Source organism: Winogradskyella sp., from assembly GCF_013042245.1.
Taxonomy (GTDB): Bacteria; Bacteroidota; Bacteroidia; order Flavobacteriales; family Flavobacteriaceae; genus Winogradskyella.
The window spans coordinates 1-17,078 of record NZ_JABDQL010000125.1 but is presented as its reverse complement, the minus strand read 5'-3'; the positions used below and the strand labels follow the sequence as shown (position 1 = coordinate 17,078).

Here is a 17,078-nt window from a genome sequence, read left to right as displayed (position 1 = left end):
ATATCTTTTTTAACTTTCAACCTTGTTTGCAAAAGATAATTACTGATCATTACACAACAGAATGCTTTCTTTCTCCGTAATCATAACCTTGTTGCCACCATTTCTCCATTAGCCGTTTACTAAAAATAAGAGAGTTTTCGGTTAATGTTGTTGGCGTGTAATAAATATTAAGTTTCACACCTCTATTTTTGGCCGCAAGTTTACCAATGAGAATATCATTTCGTTCGTTTTGGTCTAGTAAGTGGCCAAACAGATTAAGCATTAAAGAAAAAGGGTTTTTACCTAACACTTTTTGCCTATCCATATTTTCAGCCTCTAAAACTACTGCATCAACTTCAGTTGCACCACGTAAAATAGCTTCTCTTATAGGAATAACACTACCCAAACCACCATCAGCGTATTCGTGACCATTACGCTCTGCCAAAGACATAAACGGAATGTAATTACAAGAAATCCATATCCAATCGCAAAACTCCTCATACGAACAGTCATTAATAGACTTATACTCTACTCGGTTCATAGATAAATTAGCAACCGTAATAACAACATCATGCTTGGTTTCTTTAATTTTGTTGAATTCGCTTTGAGTAAAATTTTTCTTAATATTTTTCTTAAGCGTTTTACTCTCGCCAAACGTTCGTTTGCGACGAATAAACTGCCATAAAGAATTAATAAAATCTATAGAAACATATTCTCTATCTCCTTTTTTGCGCTGGACAAACGGACTTACACTAAAGATATCATGTTGTTGTACATTGGTAAAAATATCATAAAGCTTACCTATTTTGTTGACAGCCAAATGCGGAACGAGTAAACTACCTGTGGAAGTTCCTAAAAACATATCATACTCTCGCTTCTCTTGTTCCATGAGATATTGTGCCACGCCACCAGCAAAGGCACCTTTACTTCCACCTCCAGAAATGACCAGTGCACGCATTATTTATCTTGTTTTTTAAGCATATCTTTTGCAAACTTAACCATTCGCCAATTATGATGTGTTTTTGCTTGCTCTAAATTGGCTCTACAATTTGCATCACAAGCACCAATTAAATCTAAGAAATTGAACGCATTAATACGTAATTGAAAATTGTTATCAGGATTAGTATAGCTTTTTAATTCATTAAGAATTTCTTCTTTTTTATCGGATTGGTATTCTGGCGTATTCAAATTAAGAACCAACCATAACAATCTCACATTTTTTTCTAAAAACCCATAAACAGATTTTGTTTTGGCCAAGTAACGGGCTCTAGCCGTCGGAAAATTAATCCATAAATTATACAAGGCCGATTCAATAGTTAGATAAGATGCATCATCAAGTAGTGTTTCGTAATTTCCTTTTAATTCTTTAGGAATTGTAGTTACATATTGCGAAATCGCTTGACGCACTTTTTTACTTTCCTTAAAGGTTTTGTTAGATACTAAATCAGGACGCTGGGAAATGACTTTTATTTTAGCTTCATCTGATAGATAATAAGTTAAGTAATCTTCACATTTTGAAGAGTTTGCTTCACAATCCACCATAATATATTCTTGTATGAAATTGGATTGTGATTTGAGCAATGCTATAGCATTGTTAAACGGAAAATCTTTAACAACTATCCAATTATCAACAAATTTAGAAAGCGATTGACCGTAAATTGCTTCAACTTCAGAGATAAAATCTGATGTTTCGACATTAGCAAACTGATGTTTTTCTAAATAATTCTTTACAGCACTTTTAAATACTTTATCACCAACTTTATGGCGTAAAGCATATAAAACCCATGCGCCACGTTGATAAAATGTTAAGCTACTAGATTTAGGGTTAAGTAGTGATGTTCCACTTCCTGAAACATCTTGACGACCTAAATCTTTTGCAGAATTATAGAGTTTAAAATCAAAATAATCTTGACCAAAAATCTCTTTTTCCGCTAATAACGCATAATAAGTTGCAAAACCTTCTTGCAACCAATGATGCACACCAGAAGTTACAGTAACCAAATCGCCAAACCATTGATGTGCTAATTCGTGTGCGTTAACATTGACATAATTTCTATCGTTAAAACCTATAGAATCTACCACAAAAGTATCTGAAAAAATCGTGAGTGTCGTATTCTCCATACCAGAATACAAAAAATCGTGCACTGGTACTTGTTTGTAATTTTGCCAAGGGTAGTTAAATTCAATCTCATCTTCTAAAAAATCGAATATCTGTTTGGTGTAACGATATGTTGGCTCGACTTTTAGAGAATCTTCAGGATAGTAATAATACTCTAAAGGAATACCACTTTTTGAAGTTTCAGTTTTCTTATCGTATTTACCAATAGCTAAAGCTACGAGGTAGCTAGACATGGGCTTCTTCATATTATAGTGCCAATTTTTAAAATCTCCGGAACCTGAAATACTATCTAATTTTCCATTGGCTAAAACTGTGTAATCTTCATTAAATATAATAGATAAATCAAACTCCACCTTTTCATTCATATCATCAAAGCTAGGCAACCAGTGGCTTGTGTACTTGCCTTGACCTTGGGTCCAAATATTTAAATAATCATTTCTTTTGAGAAGATACAATGCTTTTCGAGGGTTTGCCAGGTAATTTAACCTTAATTCATAACTACTATCAGCCTTGAAATTATTGTAAACTACCAATTTTGATTTATTTTTCTTGTATTTGACACTAACAAACTCTACATCAGTATACGCCATTAATTCTGTTAACTTAATATCAGAAAACAAAATAGACTGAGCATCAATAAATACAGAATCAATATCCTTTAAAATTTCAAATTGATAAATTAACTTACCTTTTACTTTAGAAGAATCAACCAAAAACTCTATGTTAGCTTCAATCTTCTTAAAATCCACATATTCATTTTGTTGCGCTTTCAAAAACACAGCAATTGATAGGCAAAAACCAAAAATCCATTTCTTCATACGGTAAAACTACACAAGGAATAGACCAAAATGAAATTTTAGCTTATGAGTTTTAGAGAAATGAATTAAATTCGCTTTATGAGTGTAAATCTTCAGACTCCCATCGATTATCTTAAAGGTGTTGGACCAAATCGTGCAGATTTGTTACGCTCAGAGCTAGGGATAAAAACCTATCAAGATTTACTCAACTTATTTCCAAATCGCTACATTGATCGTACACGCTATTATAAAATCAACGAACTACATCGTAATAATGCCGAAGTACAAGTTATTGGTACTATCATAGGTTTTAGAGAGGTCGCTCAAAAACGTGGCAAAAGACTGGTAGCTGATTTTAAAGACAATACCGGAATGATGGAACTTGTATGGTTTAGAGGACAAAAGTGGATACGCGAAAGCCTTAAGATTGGTAAGCCTTACGTCATTTTTGGGCGTACTAATTGGTTTAACGGAAGATACAGTATGCCGCACCCAGAAATTGAATTACAATCGGAACAGGACAGCAATCTACGTTCAGCCATGCAGGCTATTTATCCCTCGACAGAAAAACTATCCAACAAAGGCATTACCAATAAAGTGGTTTCTAAAATAATGCAACAACTCTTTTTAGAAACCAAAGGAGCCTTCTTTGAAACGCTACCTAAAGAGACTATAAACGACCTCAAATTGCTCTCAAAATCTGAAGCACTTTTAAACGTTCATTTCCCAAAATCTCCAGAGCTACTAGCACGCGCACAATTCCGATTAAAGTATGAAGAATTGTTCTATATACAGTTGCAATTAATTCTCAAAAACCTTATCCATAAATCAAAAATTAAAGGATTAAAATTTAATAAAGTCGGAACGTATTTTAACACCTTTTTTAAAGACCATTTACCCTTTGAATTAACCAACGCACAGAAACGTGTACTAAAAGAAATCAGGGCTGATTTGGGTAGCAATGCACAAATGAGTCGACTTCTTCAAGGCGATGTAGGTTCTGGAAAAACCATTGTTGCATTTATGTCAATGCTCATGGGGCTTGACAACGATTTTCAATGCTGCTTAATGGCGCCAACTGAAATTTTGTCAGTCCAACACTATAATGGATTATTAGAATTATGCAAACCACTGAATATCAAAATTTCACTATTAACAGGCTCAACTAAAACTTCAAAAAGAAAAAAAATCCATGAAAATCTCGAAAATGGCAATTTACAGATACTTGTAGGCACTCATGCGCTCCTTGAAGATAAGGTTAAATTTCAGAATTTAGGCTTGGCTATTATAGATGAACAACATCGATTTGGAGTTGCACAACGAAAAAAATTATGGGATAAAACTTCTGTGCAAATTTTAAAAAATGATGATGAGAATTCGAGTTCAAATTCAGCTTCATACGCAAGTTCTAAAAAGATAGTTCCTCCACATATTTTAGTGATGACTGCTACCCCTATTCCACGAACTTTAGCCATGTCTGTTTATGGAGATTTGGACATCTCAGTTATTGACGAATTACCTGCTGGTCGTAAAGCGATAAAAACGGTACATCGATATGATAGTAATCGCCTGAAAGTCTTTAAGTTTATGAAGGATGAAATCGCTAAAGGCAGACAAATTTATGTTGTGTATCCATTGATTCAAGAAAGCGAGCACATGGATTACAAGGATTTAATGGATGGTTATGAGAGTATTGTTAGAGAGTTTCCGCAGCCTAACTATCAAATCTCTATAGTTCATGGCAAAATGAAACCCGCTGATAAAGAGTTTGAGATGCAACGCTTTGTAAAAGGTGAAACTCAAATTATGGTTGCCACTACGGTTATTGAGGTTGGAGTTAACGTGCCTAACGCCTCTGTAATGGTTATTGAAAGTGCAGAGCGCTTTGGCCTGTCTCAGTTACATCAGCTAAGAGGTCGTGTTGGCCGTGGTGCCGAACAGAGCTACTGCATTTTAATGACTAGCCATAAATTGGGAGAAAATAGTAAAACACGCTTAGAAACTATGGTGAGATCTTCTGATGGTTTTGAAATTGCCGAGGTAGACTTAAAACTTCGTGGTCCTGGAGATATTATGGGAACGCAACAAAGCGGCGTATTAAATTTAAGAATTGCAGATGTGGTAAAAGACAAGGACATTCTGCAAGAAGCACGTTACCAAGCAAAAAAAATATTAGGAACTGACCCCGCACTTAGTTTACCCCAGCATCAAGCTATTTTAAACACCTATCGTGAGATGAGTAAGTATAAGAATATTTGGAATTATATTTCGTAACCTATAAATAAGCTAAAAACGGATGTTCTTATTTTTGGCGGTGGATTAACAGGCTTATCGCTCGCCTATTTTCTTCAAAAAGCGAATATTAATTTTATAGTTGTCGAAGCTATAGAACGTTTAGAGGTAAGAATATTAACCAAATCCAATACAAATCAAGCTCCTATAGAATTAGGTGCAACCTAGCTTATTGACCAACAAACTTCAGCTTTAGAACTATTGAAGGAACTTAATATTTCTGTGTTTGAGCAACACTAAGGTAACACTGTAATTTATCATCCCAATGGTTAAAATCAGCAAAATTGGTACAATTGCCCAAAAACGACACTAAAACTATCTGATTTCTAGCGGTACTTCTGCTGTAATTGAAGCACTATTAGAGCGAATAGATGGAAATTTTATTAAAACAAATCAAATTATCAGTAAAATTCTACTCAATGATAATGACATTATTACTAAATCCAACGATTTTAGCTATAACTCAAAATACGTAGTTTCAACATTACCATCACTTTTACTTTCTAACACTATCAAAATTTAGCCGGATTTACCTGAGGATATTTCTGCATTGGTATTAAATACGCATACATGGATGCATGATTCTCTTAGAATTGGGTTGACCTACAAAGCACCTTTTTGGAAAAAACATAGAACCTCAGGAATAATTTATAGTGGCTCAGGACCAATTCAAGAATTTTACGACCATTCAAATACTAATGTAGATCGATTTGCTTTAAGTGTTTTTTTGAATTCGAACTTTTACGATAAATCTAATGAAGATAGGAAAGCAGAAGTTTTACAACAGTTGGTATTTTATTACGGAGAAATTGCTCTTGATTATACCAATTACGAAGAATGTGTATGGAAGAATGAAACATTTACAACGACTGAAAATAAACCACTATGGACTAAAGTACCATAGGTTTGTTACTGACTAAAGTCAGCAGTACGTGATTACTCAAGTATGAAATTTTCACTATCATTTTCAGATTTCCTGTGATGTTCTAAATACTCATTAACCATTTGATCAGTAATGTTTCCTGTACTCCAAAAGCCAAAACCTATTGCCCAAAAATGCATACCCAATAACGTTTATACAACACTGGAAATTCCTGCTGTAAACGTCGTGAAGTTCTACCTTTAAATTTTTTTACCAATGTACTTATATCTTGTGAAGGGAGATATTCTATATGAATATGATCTTTACTAACAACACCCTTTAGAATATTTACTCCTTCTGCATCACAGATTTGGATTAATAATTCACGACACTTTTTTTGGACATCTCCTTTGAGAACAGAATACCTGTACTTTGTACTCCAAACTATATGAACAGTTAATCTAGAAACTGCATGACCATTTACCCTTTGATGTGACATAAAAACAAAGGTAGGTATTTTTAGAAGCTAAAGCGGATGCACTAAAGTGCATAGTTTTAACTATTTTTGGGACCAATAAAAGGCAATGAATTAAAGTTTTATAAGATCGGTTTAACGTCTAACTTATATTGAACATTTTGATATTGATTGGGTTCTTAATATCCGTCATTATTTTAGATAAATATGTATGATCTAATAGTTTTTTATCTATTTACATTTTTGTAATATTTAGGCTATCAATGCTTTAATTATTCCAATGGGTATTAGCCATTGTTTGCCAAATGCCCATTATGGGTTTCATATTTTATTTTCTAAATATTCGGTGATTTTTACATTTATATCCGCCTCTAAATCAGTTTTATTTAGATAAAACTCTTTATTGGTATCTATAAATGCTTTTAGATTTTTGTTCTGTTTCCAAAGTAGTACTTTTCCATTGAGCACGTTTGCCCCTGTATAAACAAGCATTTGCCCCAAAAACAAATCACGTTCTAAAGGCTGTACTTGCAATGAAAACTGAGAATAGGAAGGTGTTTTTTCGCTGAACTCTGATATAAGGTAATTTTCGGTTCTGCTAATTCTCCCAATCCCCTTAAAATTTATATTGTTTACTTTAAATTTTATTTCGCCAAGGTTATTTATAACACCAAAAGAGATAGGGATTAAATAGTTGTTTCGGTCTAAATAAAAACCAAGATAATCTCCAATTAAAAAATTAATAATCTCTAGCCTGTTTAGAGATACGGTAAGATCTGAATCTTTTCGAGGCAGAATATTATCGATCTCCATACGTTGGGAATACAAATAATGATGAAATATAGGGTTAATGTTCCTAGACTTTACTTTTAAATCCTGGTCTTCCTTGTCTTGCGCCTGCTCAAAAACTAATTTGCCTATGACCGGACTATTGCTTCGGTTAAAACCACAATAAGCGCCTAATAACACAGGTTTTGACTGCATATTATTACCGTAAAACAAATTGACAAAACATTCTTTATTTAAACTCGAATTTTCTTTACTAAAATAAAAGGAGAGTGCGCTTTCTCCTGTGGGCACACATTTTCCAAAATAAGTGTAATAGGTAGGCGTGGTATTATTCTCCCAATATAAAATTTCCCAAGATGCCGTTTTCATTTTGTTAATGGTAAGCTTAGACTTTATATAATACTGTCTGTCCTCTACATAATACCCTACATAGTACAACGCATCAATGTTATTAGAGGTTTCATCAAAATTACTCCCTTCTTCTTCTCTAATTTGAGAACTTATATAAGGCGATTTGTTTATATATTGTGTATAATTTTCATAACCAGCAGATAAAATTAAAAGGGATAAATAATCTCTTCGTAATCTTACATATTTGCTATTACCTTTATCAACTTCCCTGATTTTATTATAAATATATTTACCATTGATAAGCTGATGCGTGATTTCCATGATGTAGTTTTTTAAACTTGGACGAAGCTCATCATAATCCCCAAAACCGTATAATTGGAATACGGTTAAGGTTTTTATTTTTAAACCATAATGTTTAGAAAAAACACTTAAAAGCTCTTTATGTAGTGCTAAAATAAGACCATTTGATACTTTAATTCCTCTAGTGTTCATTATTTAATAAGTTGTTATATTTTTTAAAATTACTCTAATTCCATTTAAATTCCTATAATTAATTAATAATATTAAATAAACAGGAATTATGGAATTAATATAATTTAGTTTGTAAAATTGTCTATCTAATGAAAAATTAATTCAAAATGAAAAAGCTACTCTTAAGCATTTTATGTCTCACAACATTCTTCTTATCGGCACAAACAACTAAGGATATTGGAGGCACTGTCTATGATGACACAGGCAATCCCTTACCTGGTGCAACTATCGTTGAAAAAGGGAATTCTACCAATGGGGTAACTTCAGATTTTAACGGTGAGTTTATTATCACTGTTAACGAAGATGTTAAAGAATTGGAAATCTCTTATTTGGGGTTCGAGACTCAGACTGTCCAAATAACGAACGACAATCTTAGCGTCAGTCTAAAAGCGGAAGCCAGCCAGTTAGACGCCGTATCCATAGAGGGTTTTGCCTCTGTAGCAAGTAAGGCCAGGAATAGAACACAAGCCATACAGACACTACCCGAAACAACAGTGGCCGTAAATGCAGCTACAATTGAGGCTAGTGGCATTGATAATATACAGTCTTTTACAGCTCAAATATCTAACGTAACCTTTACAGAAGCACAACAACCAGGAGTTAATTTTTTAACCGTACGTGGAATTTCTCAAATTAGAAATGCAGAATCTCCAGTTGCAGTTGTTATTGATGGTATGACTTTACCAGATGCTAGTGCCATGAATATGTCTTTATATGATATTGAATTATTAGAATTTGTTAAAGGTCCACAAGGTACGTTGTATGGTAAAAATGCAATCGCTGGCGCCGTAAATATCATAACAAAAGACCCTACCAATAAAAATAAAACCAAAGTAATGCTTAATGCAGGTAATGGCGGTTTATTCGGAGCGGGCATCTCTTCTTCTGGTGCTTTTGTTAAGAATAAATTCTACTATAGTATAAATGGTAGATACAGCACTTTTGATGGTTTAATTAACAACACCTTTTTAGGTCAGACCGTAGATTTTTCGGATGAAGTTAATATTCGAGCCAAATTAAAATACAGATTTAATCCAAGATGGTCTGCAACCTTTGTACAAGATAACTTTAAAATTGATGCTGGTGGAAACTATTATGTGACGAAAACAGATATTTTTAACCCAAGTATTCCTGTTCTTGCTGATGATGATTACTCTAGTGAGCCTTTTGGAGATATTTTAGGAGATTCAGAATTATCTAACTCTTTAAGTAGTCTTAAAATCGAAGGGTCGCTTAAGAGAGCAAAATTTCAGTCTGTGACCTCTTTTAATGCAACAAGACGCTATTATATTGGTGAAAATGATTATTCGCAGTATGCCTTTAGTAAGGTTTCTCAACAATCAGATTCTGATACCTTTAGCCAGGAATTTAGGGTAACTTCAAATTCATCCGAAGACACAAAACTTAACTATACCTTTGGTACATTATTTCAAAATAGCAAACGCTATTTAAATACATCAACATTTTTAAATAACACCTATTACCAAGGAGGGTTTACAGATGCATCTGCAGAAAATGCAGACTATAGCACGGATCCGTTGGTAGGTAATGACGATGATAATACCATACAAACTTTAGCTGGTTTTGGTTTTGTAGACTATAAGGTTACAGATAAGTTTACCATTTCGGCAGGTGTGCGTGTTGATTATGATAAACTCACTAATGATTCTAGAATCTCAGACAACAGTATTGAAAACGACATTACGGTATGGCAGCCTAAGTTTTCATTAGCGTATCAATTTACGGATAATGTGCTAGCTTATGCTAACTATGGTCGCGGCTATAGAAGTGGCGGATTTAATTCGGATGAAACCGTAAAATTCGGTAGAACTTATGAACCAGAATTTACAAATAACTACGAAATTGGTTTAAAGACAAGTTTCTTAAACAATAGAATAATATTTAACAATGCTTTTTACCGTATTGATTTTGAAAACCAACAGCAATACACCTTTATTCCGGTAACGCCTGCAGTATTGGGTATTTATAATTTTGAGGAATCTGAAATTGTTGGGTTCGAATCTGAAATAAAATTTAAAGCAACTAATAACCTAGATTTCTTTGCCAGCATTGGTTTTAATGATGGAGAAATTAAAAAAGGAACATACAACAGATTGACCAATGCGGCTGCCTTTGATTATGAAACCAATGAAGAAGTTGATGTTAGTGGTAACACCTCTCCTTTTACCATAGAAAGTACATTTCAGATTGGTGCCAATGCCAATTTTGAATTAGCAGAGCGTTCTACCATAGGATTTAATGTCAATGTAGATAGTAGAGGTACACAATATTGGGATCCATTAGAGGAATACAAACAAGACCCTTATACTTTAGTAAATGCAAGAGTTAACCTAAAGCTGAATAAATTTGGGGTTACCGTTTGGGCAAACAATATCTTTGACACCCAATTCAATACAGAGTTTTTCCCAACAGCAGAGTTTGGCTTTAATAACTTAAGATTCCCGAACACGCCAACTACAGTAGGTATCGACTTATCGTATAACTTCTAAATACATTTTAAGCAGTCTTCTAATTTGTTCTTTTCTTACCAAATAGTAAGTTAGGGAGGCTGCTTGTATAATCAATTTAAATAAAAAAAATACTATGAGAGTCGCAACAGATATTGGAGGAACCTTTACAGACCTTGTCTTCTTTGATTACGATAAAAAAACTAAGGAAGTAAAAAAGGTAGAGGTTTCTAAGTCTAGTACAACGCCAGGTGAATTTGAAAAAGGTATTCTAAACACGATAGAAAAAATTGGCTTAGATCTAAATACCATAGATTTTTTCGCTCATGGCACAACTGTGGTCATTAATGCTATAACAGAACGTAAAGGTTCTAAAACTGCGTTAATTACAACCGAAGGATTTAGAGATGTATTAGAAATTGCAAGAGGCACGCGTCCTGACCTGTATAACTTCAACTTCAAAAAAGAAGAACCCTTTGTAGAACGCTATTTACGACAAGAAGTAAAAGAACGTATTAATTATTTGGGTGAAGTTATTATACCATTAGATGAAACTTCGGTTGACAAACACATTACTACCTTTATAAAAGAAGGTGTAGAAGCTATTGCTATTTGTTTTTTACACGGTTATAAAAATCCAGTTCACGAGAAACAATTAGCCTCTTATATTCGTAAAAACCATCCTCAATTTGAAATCATAACCTCACATGAGGTTACACGAGAATGGCGAGAATATGAGCGCACAAGCTCCACGGTTTTATCGGCATATGTCAAACCTATCGCAACAAAATATTTAAACAATCTCACCCACCATTTGCAAAAATTAGGTTATAAAAATAACTTATACATTATGCAATCTAATGGCGGTATTACCACAGTAGAAGATGTAAAAGCCAACCCAATTACCTTAATAGAATCAGGACCAGCAAGTGGTATGTTAGGAGCCGTTGTTTTGGGTAGAACTATTGGTAAAGAAAACTTATTGGTACTCGATATCGGTGGGACGACTGCAAAATGTTCACTCATTGAAAACGGTATTCCAAAAATAGTAACCACATATAACATTGAAAAAACAAAAACTCAAGCGGGGTTTCCAATTCTCACTCCTGTCATTGATATTGTAGAAATTGGTAATGGTGGCGGAAGTATTGCTTGGCTGGATGATGGAGGAAAAATGCGTGTAGGTCCTAAAAGTGCTGCTGCAAATCCAGGTCCATCCTCTTATGGTAAAGGAGGTATTAATTTTACGACGACCGATGCCAATGTGGTATGCAATCGTATTCATAAAGATTATTTTTTAGGAGGCGAATTAAAACCAGATTTTGATAGTTTAAAAAATGCCGCTCAACCTCTCTGTGAAGAATTAGACATGACGATGGAGGAAGTTGCACGAGGTGTGATTAGGGTTGCAAATTCTAATATGATCAACGCTTTAAAAAGTGTATCCGTAAACAAAGGTTATGACCCAAGAGATTTCTCTTTAGTGGTCATTGGTGGTGGTGGACCAATGCATGGCGCCTATTTAGGCGAAGAATTGCAAATGCCAGAAATCATAATACCATTAAATGCAGGTGTGTTTTCTGCTTTTGGAATGCTGATGTCTGATTTACGAAGAGACTACATCCGCACCGATGTCATGGACTTAAACGAAGATAAGTTTGCAGACTTAAAAATCGTGTTTCAGGACATGAAAAATGAAGCTATAATGGCTTACGAACGCGACGCCTACCAAAAAGAAGATATAGAATTTGAATACTATTTAGACCTGCGTTATAATGGGCAAGAGCATTCGGTTAAATTAAAATTATCTGATCTAGATGATCTGAAAATGGATGAAATAGAACTCGATTTTCATCAACTTCATAAAAAACGATATGCCTTTAGCCTTGTAGATACAAAAATTGAAATTGTAAACTATCACCTTGTAGCAGAAGTGATCGTGAACAAGCCCGTAATTGGGAAAGTTGAAGCAAAAGGCTATACCGTTGATGACGCTTTAATTACTACTGAAAATGTAGATTTTGATGTATCTGGTATATATCAAAGTCGTTTTTTCGATAGAGATAAATTAGACCCAGGTATGAACATCGCAGGACCAGCAATTATAGTCGAACAATCTACATCAACCGTTGTACCGCCAAACCATCAATTTAGAATTGACGACTACGCAAATATCATCATTAGTAAAATAAATTAAATATGAGCTTAGATAAATTTACATCAGATATTATTCAGGATTCATTAATTTCTATTGGTGAAGCCATGTTCGAAACCATCCAGCGCACCAGCATGAGCCCAATTATCTATGAAGCATTAGATTATGCAGTTGGCATTACTGACGGTAGAGGACAATTACTCGCACAAGGCAATGGCGTTATTACCTTTTTGGCAGCTATGAGTCTTGTTGTTGAAGAAACTTTAGAAAAATTTAACGAAAATAACCCTTTAAAGGAGGGAGACGTAATCATCGCAAATACACCCTATGTTGGTGGTGGCACACATTTATCTGACATTGCCATTATTACGCCAGTGTTTTATAACGGAGAACGTGTCGCTTTTACAGTAAATAAATCACACTGGACAGATATAGGTGGTACAAATCCAGGGTCTGTATCTACAATTTCTACTGAAATATTTCAGGAAGGACTGCATTTTCCTTTTATTAAAATAAAAGAAAATGGTAGTCTAAATAAAGCGGTTATCAAAATGATAGAAGCTAATGTAAGACTACCTAAAAGTACTTTAGGAGATTTATATTCGGGTATTGCTGCCAATGATGTTGGTGCAGAACGCATTTTAAAACTTATTGAAAAATATGGCTTAGATGCTTACAAACAAGCTGCTATAGAATTTATGGATTATGGCGAACGCATTAGCTTAAAAGAACTTCAGAAAATTCCAAACGGAACCTATGAAAATACTGGTTGGATTGAAAACGACGGTTTTGGTAATGGACCATTTCCGTTGAAATTAAAAATTACTATTTCAAACGAAAATATGGTCTGTGATTTCACAGGCTCACACGAACAATTAAAAGGGCCTTTAAATCTGTCTAGAACAGGATTAGAAACCGCAGTAAGAGCAGCCTTTAAATCCATTACAACTCCTACTCTACCTGCAAATAATGGTTCTTTTAAACATGTAAAATTAATTTGTCCAGAAAAGACAGTCGTAAGCGCGCAATCCCCAGCACCTATATCTGTGTATTATGAAGTGTTTTTAGCAGCGATAGATTTACTACTAAAAACATTAGGCCCAATTGTGCCAGATAAATTACCAGCTGGTCATTTTAGATCGGTGTGTGTTACGTATATTTCGGGTATTCATCCTGTGACCAACGAATTCTATGTGCAAGCTGAGCCACTTTCTGGTGGTTGGGGAGCCTGTGCCTTTCATGACGGAAATCGAGGACAATTCTCATATGCACATGGAGAATCCTACAACATTCCTGCGGAAACCAGAGAACGAAAATATGGCGTTATCGTAGAAGAATATGCTTTTCATAATGAAGGTGGTGGTTATGGTGAGTTTCAAGGTGGTAATGGACAATATCTTACGTTCAAAATACTATCTGAAGAAGCTTTTTTAACAGGTGCATTCTTAGGCTATTCCATCCCAACTTGGGGTCTTAAAGAAGGAAAAGAAGGGAGCTATAATTATTTTACCGTTATACGAACAGACGGTACCGAAGAAAATTATAATGTGGTAACCAATGTAAAGGTACATAAAGGCGATCGTGTAAAGTTGGTCACCGCTACAGGTGGTGGATATGGAAACCCTAAAAATAGGCCTTTATTAAAAATTCAAAAGGATATAAAAAATGGTTATATCACAAAGCAACAAGCCTTAGAAAATTATCCCACCTACTAAAGACTAATTACATAGAAATCATATGGAAGTTACACCCTTAACCTATCCCGAAAAAGAGTATCTAAAATATATCATTCAAAAACAAGAAGATGGTGTTGTGATAGATTGCGGTTCAGTGGTATTAAAAAAAGGTCATGTACTTCCATTTAAAGCACTATATGCGCATGAAATAAGCTATTTAGTTTCTGGCAAACTAAAGGTATATACAAAAGATGGAAATGAAAAAATAATGAACCAAGGCGATTTAATTTATTTGAATAAAGACGAAATCCGAAAAACCGAAACTTTGAAGGATAGCAAAATATTATTTTTTCTATTCAAAGAAATATAAAACAGTAACTAACATCTAGATACTACATTTTAAAATCATGGAAAATACATCAAAAAATTCCAAAGAAACTAAAAATTCTGCTTCAGAATCTATTCCTTTAAACGAAAGACAACCTTGGTATGTGCCAGCCTTTATTTTTGGTGGATTAGAATTTTGCATCCCAGTATTATTAATCGGCGGTATTTTGATAGGCAATTTTAGCTTACTAGAAATCATTGGAGTTTTAGTGATTGCGTTGGTGTTTTTTCAGTGGATTGGAAATGCCATCCAAGGCTATATTGGTGCAAAAACTAGCCTAACATCATCCGCTTTAGCGGCTTTAAGTTTTGGAAAAGAACAGTCACGAATTATTGTAGGTATTGTAATTTTAGCTTTAACACTAGGATGGTGGGCGATACAAACATCTGTGGCTACAGACGCCTTTAGTGCTTTGGTTGGCATTAATAAAGTTGACAATTTTTTTCTTTATGTATTGAGTACCGCTGGTATTGGTATTCTTTTTGCAATTCCTTCCATATTAGGCTATGCCTCTATTAAATGGGTAGATTATGTGGCTATTCCTGCAGGATTACTGCTCGTAACAGTTGCGCTCTACTTATCCATAAATAACATGGGTTGGGAAAAAATTAGTGCTTGGAATCCTGAAGGTTCTATGTCTTTTATAGAAGCCATTAATTTAGTGATTAGTATTAATGTTGCGCAATGGTTAATTGCACCAGATTATACAAGATTTGCAAAGCCAACATGGAGAGATAATATATTAATTCCATTAGGAATTATTATCGTAGGCTTTCCGCTGTTTATAGTTGGTGGAATTATGTCTATTGGAACCGGTAATTCAGACATTGTACAAGTAATGCAAGAATTAGGTTTTCCTGCTTGGGGCTTTGTTGTCCTTTGGGTAGCGACTTGGACCAGTCAACTCGTTAGTAATTACACAGGTGGTTTGGTGTTGTGTAACATGTTTAGTCTACATGATAACAAAAACCGAAAAATAATGACACTCGTCTTTGCTATTGTTGGTATCATTTTGGCTTTGCTAGGCATTATGGATCAATTCGTAAACTTTTTATATTCCATTGCATTAATAGTTCCAGTTATAGCTGGAGTCATCATGGCACATTACTTTTTTGTCGATAAAAATGAAGTTACTACCATTAAATCATGGAATTGGTTAGCAACCATAAGTATTGCCGTAGGACTTTTAGTGGGATATATTACACAATACCTGTTCCCAATGGGTTTTCCTGCGGTACAATCTTTAATTGTTTCAGGTGCTTTATATACTTTTCTAAGCCGAATAAAAAAACAAAGTAAGTGAAAAAATTATTTGATAATACAGAAGTGGCGTTGGCTCTGAAATCAGATTTGGAACTTATCAGAGCATTAGTTTTGTTCAAAATGATACGTAAAGCATCATTAGTAAAAATTGGAGCAGTAGCAACTAATTTTGCCTTAAAAATTAAATTGCCTGTTGAAAAATTAATTCGCGCTACCGTTTTTGATCATTTTTGTGGAGGCATAAATGAAAATGATTGTCAAGAAGTTGTCGAAAAAATGTATACTAAAAATGTGTATACGGTTTTAGACTATTCAGTGGAAGGTAAACAAGAAGAGCAACAGTTTGATAATACACTTCAGAGAATATTAAAAATTTTAGAGTTTGCTAAAACAGATAAAGCTATTCCTTTTGTGGTCTTTAAACCCACAGGTTTTGGACGATTTAAAATTTATCAAAAACTTACAGAAGGCACACCTTTAAGTGCCGCCGAAAAGGTTGAATGGAAAGCTATAAAAACGCGATTTGATATAGTTTGCAAAACAGCATACACATATAATATTCCCGTGTTGATTGACGCAGAAGAAAGTTGGATGCAAGATACGGCAGATAGTCTTATTGAAGAAATGATGGAAAAATATAACACAGAAGACGTTATCATTTTTAACACACTACAAGCGTATCGCTGGGATAGATTAACCTATTTAAAGGGATTACATCAAAGAGCTAAGACCAAAAATTATAAAATAGGTATAAAACTCGTGAGAGGTGCCTACATGGAAAAAGAACGAGGTCGCGCTCTAAAAAACAAGGCTATATTCTAATATATGACTGAATTAGTACTTGTTCTCCATAATTCCCAAGCGGATTGCCCTGTAATGGCATATAATGCAAACTCCTTTAGGCGTTGATTATTATTCTTAATCCGCTCAAGT

The 17,078-nt window shown here is 34.3% G+C and carries 11 protein-coding genes and 2 pseudogenes; 9 read left to right on the top strand and 4 right to left on the bottom strand.

Features of this window, described 5'->3' with window-relative positions; genetic code table 11:
- Positions 1–49: 49 nt before the first annotated feature.
- Positions 50–937 carry a patatin-like phospholipase family protein gene (locus HKP48_RS09695; RefSeq protein ID WP_296345293.1) on the bottom strand — a complete coding sequence of 296 codons (888 nt, stop codon included), beginning with the start codon at positions 935–937 and terminating at the stop codon, positions 50–52.
- On the bottom strand, positions 937–2,916 hold the full coding sequence (locus HKP48_RS09690; RefSeq protein WP_296345292.1) for a M1 family metallopeptidase: 1,980 nt from the start codon (positions 2,914–2,916) through the stop codon (positions 937–939). The genes HKP48_RS09695 and HKP48_RS09690 overlap by 1 nt, the downstream gene beginning before the upstream one ends.
- A gap of 78 nt (positions 2,917–2,994) precedes the next feature.
- Here HKP48_RS09690 and recG point away from each other — a divergent pair, with 78 nt between their 5' ends.
- The 3 genes from recG to HKP48_RS09680 all read left to right on the top strand — a co-directional run bounded on the left by recG (position 2,995) and on the right by HKP48_RS09680 (position 6,091).
- Positions 2,995–5,169: an ATP-dependent DNA helicase RecG gene (recG, locus tag HKP48_RS09685; protein ID WP_296345290.1), complete on the top strand. Its 2,175-nt coding sequence runs from the start codon at positions 2,995–2,997 to the stop codon at positions 5,167–5,169.
- 3 nt (positions 5,170–5,172) lie between these two features.
- Entirely contained in the window at positions 5,173–5,355 is a 183-nt protein-coding gene (locus HKP48_RS12285) for an FAD-dependent monooxygenase (RefSeq protein ID WP_363928611.1), read from the top strand.
- A gap of 406 nt (positions 5,356–5,761) precedes the next feature.
- Complete coding sequence (locus HKP48_RS09680; RefSeq protein WP_296345289.1) at positions 5,762–6,091, top strand: hypothetical protein; 330 nt, start codon at positions 5,762–5,764, stop codon at positions 6,089–6,091.
- 32 nt (positions 6,092–6,123) lie between these two features.
- Here HKP48_RS09680 and tnpA read toward each other — a convergent pair.
- Positions 6,124–6,548 (bottom strand): annotated as a pseudogene (tnpA, locus tag HKP48_RS09675) (IS200/IS605 family transposase).
- A 297-nt stretch (positions 6,549–6,845) separates the two neighbouring features.
- A complete protein-coding gene (locus HKP48_RS09670) occupies positions 6,846–8,156 on the bottom strand; it encodes a hypothetical protein (protein ID WP_296345287.1) in 1,311 nt (436 codons plus the stop codon).
- A 146-nt stretch (positions 8,157–8,302) separates the two neighbouring features.
- On the opposite strand from HKP48_RS09670, the gene HKP48_RS09665 reads away from it, so the two are divergent.
- The 6 genes and pseudogenes from HKP48_RS09665 to HKP48_RS09640 form a co-directional block, all read left to right on the top strand.
- Positions 8,303–10,705, top strand: coding sequence for a TonB-dependent receptor (locus HKP48_RS09665; protein WP_296345285.1), 2,403 nt, complete (start codon positions 8,303–8,305; stop codon positions 10,703–10,705).
- A gap of 94 nt (positions 10,706–10,799) precedes the next feature.
- A complete protein-coding gene (locus HKP48_RS09660) occupies positions 10,800–12,860 on the top strand; it encodes a hydantoinase/oxoprolinase family protein (protein WP_296345283.1) in 2,061 nt (686 codons plus the stop codon).
- A gap of 2 nt (positions 12,861–12,862) precedes the next feature.
- The gene (locus HKP48_RS09655) at positions 12,863–14,533 is read left to right on the top strand and encodes a hydantoinase B/oxoprolinase family protein (protein WP_296345281.1); all 1,671 of its coding nucleotides are present in this window, start codon (positions 12,863–12,865) and stop codon (positions 14,531–14,533) included.
- A 22-nt stretch (positions 14,534–14,555) separates the two neighbouring features.
- Positions 14,556–14,864, top strand: coding sequence for a cupin domain-containing protein (locus HKP48_RS09650; protein ID WP_296345279.1), 309 nt, complete (start codon positions 14,556–14,558; stop codon positions 14,862–14,864).
- Positions 14,865–14,901: 37 nt separating this feature from the next.
- On the top strand, positions 14,902–16,185 hold the full coding sequence (locus HKP48_RS09645; RefSeq protein ID WP_296345277.1) for a cytosine permease: 1,284 nt from the start codon (positions 14,902–14,904) through the stop codon (positions 16,183–16,185).
- A pseudogene (locus HKP48_RS09640) lies at positions 16,182–16,943 on the top strand (proline dehydrogenase family protein); the annotation flags it as partial. The gene HKP48_RS09645 and the pseudogene HKP48_RS09640, both read left to right, overlap by 4 nt.
- Between the last annotated feature and the right edge of the window lie 135 nt (positions 16,944–17,078).

What these genes read in the sequence shown, in the direction of transcription:
- HKP48_RS09695 (WP_296345293.1), bottom strand. Translation starts at nt 937, where the DNA reads ATGCGTGCACTGGTCATTTCTGGAGGTGGAAGTAAAGGTGCCTTTGCT.
- HKP48_RS09690 (WP_296345292.1), bottom strand. Translation starts at nt 2,916, where the DNA reads ATGAAGAAATGGATTTTTGGTTTTTGCCTATCAATTGCTGTGTTTTTG.
- recG (WP_296345290.1), top strand. Translation starts at nt 2,995, where the DNA reads ATGAGTGTAAATCTTCAGACTCCCATCGATTATCTTAAAGGTGTTGGA.
- HKP48_RS09680 (WP_296345289.1), top strand. Translation starts at nt 5,762, where the DNA reads ATGCATGATTCTCTTAGAATTGGGTTGACCTACAAAGCACCTTTTTGG.
- HKP48_RS09670 (WP_296345287.1), bottom strand. Translation starts at nt 8,156, where the DNA reads ATGAACACTAGAGGAATTAAAGTATCAAATGGTCTTATTTTAGCACTA.
- HKP48_RS09665 (WP_296345285.1), top strand. Translation starts at nt 8,303, where the DNA reads ATGAAAAAGCTACTCTTAAGCATTTTATGTCTCACAACATTCTTCTTA.
- HKP48_RS09660 (WP_296345283.1), top strand. Translation starts at nt 10,800, where the DNA reads ATGAGAGTCGCAACAGATATTGGAGGAACCTTTACAGACCTTGTCTTC.
- HKP48_RS09655 (WP_296345281.1), top strand. Translation starts at nt 12,863, where the DNA reads ATGAGCTTAGATAAATTTACATCAGATATTATTCAGGATTCATTAATT.
- HKP48_RS09650 (WP_296345279.1), top strand. Translation starts at nt 14,556, where the DNA reads ATGGAAGTTACACCCTTAACCTATCCCGAAAAAGAGTATCTAAAATAT.
- HKP48_RS09645 (WP_296345277.1), top strand. Translation starts at nt 14,902, where the DNA reads ATGGAAAATACATCAAAAAATTCCAAAGAAACTAAAAATTCTGCTTCA.